Source organism: Methylibium sp., from assembly GCF_013817365.1.
In the GTDB taxonomy this organism is placed as follows: domain Bacteria; phylum Pseudomonadota; class Gammaproteobacteria; order Burkholderiales; family Burkholderiaceae_C; genus Methylibium.
In genome coordinates this window covers 1-3,061 of the sequence record NZ_JACDCU010000458.1, presented here as the reverse complement: position 1 = coordinate 3,061, position 3,061 = coordinate 1, and the positions used below count along the sequence as shown (strand labels likewise).

Annotated in this window: 2 protein-coding genes; both read left to right on the top strand. The window is 69.8% G+C overall.

Going from position 1 to position 3,061, the window contains the following annotated elements:
- Positions 1 to 60: 60 nt before the first annotated feature.
- Entirely contained in the window at positions 61 to 1,452 is a 1,392-nt protein-coding gene (locus H0W38_RS19670; RefSeq protein WP_292457342.1) for a phosphomannomutase/phosphoglucomutase, read from the top strand.
- A gap of 31 nt (positions 1,453 to 1,483) precedes the next feature.
- On the top strand, positions 1,484 to 2,794 hold the full coding sequence (locus tag H0W38_RS19665) for a 3-deoxy-D-manno-octulosonic acid transferase (RefSeq protein WP_292457340.1): 1,311 nt from the start codon (positions 1,484 to 1,486) through the stop codon (positions 2,792 to 2,794).
- Positions 2,795 to 3,061 lie beyond the last annotated feature (267 nt).

Below are 3,061 nucleotides of genomic sequence, written 5' to 3'. Positions count from 1 at the left end.
GTCCCGGTGCGGCGAAGGCCCTCCCTACAATCCACCGCTCCAAAGCAAGGGGAAGCGCGCATGCAGGTTGCCGATTCGATCTTCAAGGCCTACGACATCCGCGGCATCGTCGGAAAGACGATCGACGAGACCTTCGCCGAGCACCTCGGCCGCGCTTTCGGCAGCGAGGCGCGCAAGCTCGGCGAGCGCGCCGTGGCGGTGGGCCGCGACGGGCGCGTGTCGGGCCCCGGCCTGGTGGCAGCGCTGCTGCGCGGGCTGCGATCGACCGGCATCGACGTGGTCGATCTCGGCGCAGTCACCACGCCCATGCTCTATTACGTGGCGGCCACGCGTGGCGAGCACGGCTGCCGCAGCGGCATCCAGGTGACGGGCAGTCACAACCCCAAGGACTACAACGGCTTCAAGATGGTGCTGGCCGGCCGCGCCATCTACGGCGAGGACATTCAGGGCCTGAAGCGCCGCATTGAGGCCGAGGATTACGCCAGGGGCAAGGGCCGCAGCGCGAAGATGGACATCGGCGCGGAGTACCTGCACCGCATCGTTTCCGACTGCAAGCTGGCGCGGCCGATGAAGGTGGTGGTCGATTGCGGCAACGGCATTCCCGGTGCGTCGGCGCCGGGCATCCTGCGCGCGCTGGGCTGCGAGGTGGTCGAGCTGTATTCGGAGGTCGATGGCGACTTCCCCAACCACCATCCCGACCCCAGCAAGCCGGAGAACCTGGTCGATCTGATCCAGACCGTCAAGCAGACCGGCGCGGAACTGGGCCTGGCCTTCGATGGCGATGGCGACCGGCTGGGCGTCGTCACTGCCGACGGCCAGAACATTTTTCCCGACCGCCAGCTCATGCTCTATGCGCAAGACATCCTGCAGCGCCACCCCGGCGCGCCGGTGATCTTCGACGTGAAGTGCAGCCAGCGCCTGGGCGAGGCGATCAAGGCGGCCGGCGGCGTGCCGACGATGTGGATGACGGGCCACTCTCTGATCAAGGCCAAGCTCAAGGAAAGCGGCGCGCCGCTGGCCGGGGAGATGAGCGGGCACATCTTCTTCGGCGAGCGCTGGTACGGCTTCGACGATGCCACCTACACCGCGGCGCGTCTGCTCGAGATCGTGTCGCGCCACAAGGACCCGAGCGCGCTGCTCAACGCCTTGCCGACCAGCTTCAGCACACCCGAACTCAACATGCCCTGCGCCGAAGGCGAGCACCACGAGGTGGTCGCCAAGCTGCGCGAGGTGGCCAAGTTTCCCGGTGCGCGCGAGGTCATCACCATCGACGGCCTGCGCGCGGAGTACGCGGACGGTTTCGGACTGGTGCGCGCGTCGAACACCACCCCCGTGCTGGTGCTGCGCTTCGAGGGCAAGACCAAGAAGGCGCTGGAACGCATCCAGGCGCAATTCATGGCCGAGGTGAAGGCGGTCAAGCCCGACGCGCAAGTCATGGCGGCGGCGCACTGAGCGCACACGTCGTCTGGCGGGCGCCCTGCGCATGAACGCGGCGCACGCCCGCGCCCTCTACAGCGCGCTGCTCGTTGCCCTGTCCCCCCTGTACCGGCTGCGCCTGTGGTGGCGTGGGCGCGCCGAACCGCTCTACCGCGAGGCGGTGGCCGAGCGCTTCGGCCGCTATCGGGACAACGAAGGCAAGCCGGGTTCGGTATGGATCCACGCCGTCTCGCTCGGCGAGACGCGGGCCACCGCGGCGCTGATCGAAGCCCTGCGCCAGGCCCGGCCCGGCGTGCGTGTGCTGCTCACCCACGGCACGGCCACCGGCCGCGAGGCGGGTCGCGAGTTGCTTCGCTCTGGCGACCGGCAGACCTGGCTGCCCTACGACACCCCGGGTGCCGTCAAGCGCTTCTACCGGCACTGGCAGCCGGCCGTGGGCGTGCTGATGGAAACCGAGGTCTGGCCCAACTTGCTGCACGGCGCCCAGGCCGCCGCCGTGCCGGTGCTGCTGGCCAATGCGCGACTGAGCGAACGCAGCCTCGCACGAGGCAGGCGCTGGGACATGCTGTTGCGCCCGGCCTTCGCCGCACTTTCGCGCGTGCTGGCACAAACCGAGGCCGACGCCGACCGGCTGATCGCCGCCGGCGCACGGCAGGTCGAGGCGATGGGCAACGTGAAGTTCGATGCCGCGCCCGATGCGCTGCTGCTCGTGCGCGGCGCGACTTGGGCTCGCGCCAGCCGGCTGCCGCTGGTGCTGGCCGCCAGCACGCGCGAAGGCGAGGAGGCGCCGCTGCTCGACGCCTGGGCCGCGTTGCCGCAGCCTCGGCCTCGCTTGCTGCTGGTGCCGCGCCATCCGCAGCGCTTCGACGAAGTGGCGGCGCTCGTCGAACGCAGCGGCTTGCCGCTCTCGCGCCGCAGCACGTGGCCCGGTGGCGCGCCCGACGCCCAGGCGCAGGCCGCTGCGGTCTGGCTCGGTGATTCGATGGGCGAGTTGCCTGCCTACTACGCCTGCGCCAGCGTGGCGCTGCTCGGCGGCAGCTTCGAGAAGCTGGGCGGGCAGAACCTGATCGAGGCAGCGGCCTGCGGCTGCCCGGTGGTGATGGGCCCACACACGTTCAACTTCGCCGAGGCGGCCGAGCTGTCGCTCGCGGCGGGTGCCAGTGAGCGGGTGGCTAGCTTGGCCGAAGGCGTCGCGCGCGCTGCGGCTCTTGCCGACGATTCAGTCGTGCAAGCCGGCATGGCACAGCGCGCGCTGACGTTCGCCGCAGCGCACCGCGGCGCGGCACAGCGCATGGCCGGCGCGATCGTCGAAGTGATCGAGCGGCAAGGCGAACCACGAGTTCGCGATTCACGGTGACTTGCGAGCCGAGTTCCTGATCAGCATGTCCAGGAATTCGACGCAGGCGTCCGTCATGGTCGTGACCCAATTCGAATGCTGGATGACGGCAACGGGACGTCGCTCTGAGGTCGTGGCTTGCCGGGCCCCGGCTTGCGTGCGCTTCGCCTCAGACCGGTGCGGCGAAGCTGCTGCCGTCCCAAACCCACGCCGTCAGCGCCGCGAACGCGGAGCGAGCGATCGCCGCCGGTGGGTAAAGCAGCGCCAACTCGTCGCCCAGCGTGGTCT

Excerpts from the sequence above, each read along its gene's own strand:
- H0W38_RS19670 (WP_292457342.1), top strand. The coding sequence starts at position 61 with ATGCAGGTTGCCGATTCGATCTTCAAGGCCTACGACATCCGCGGCATC.
- H0W38_RS19665 (WP_292457340.1), top strand. The coding sequence starts at position 1,484 with ATGAACGCGGCGCACGCCCGCGCCCTCTACAGCGCGCTGCTCGTTGCC.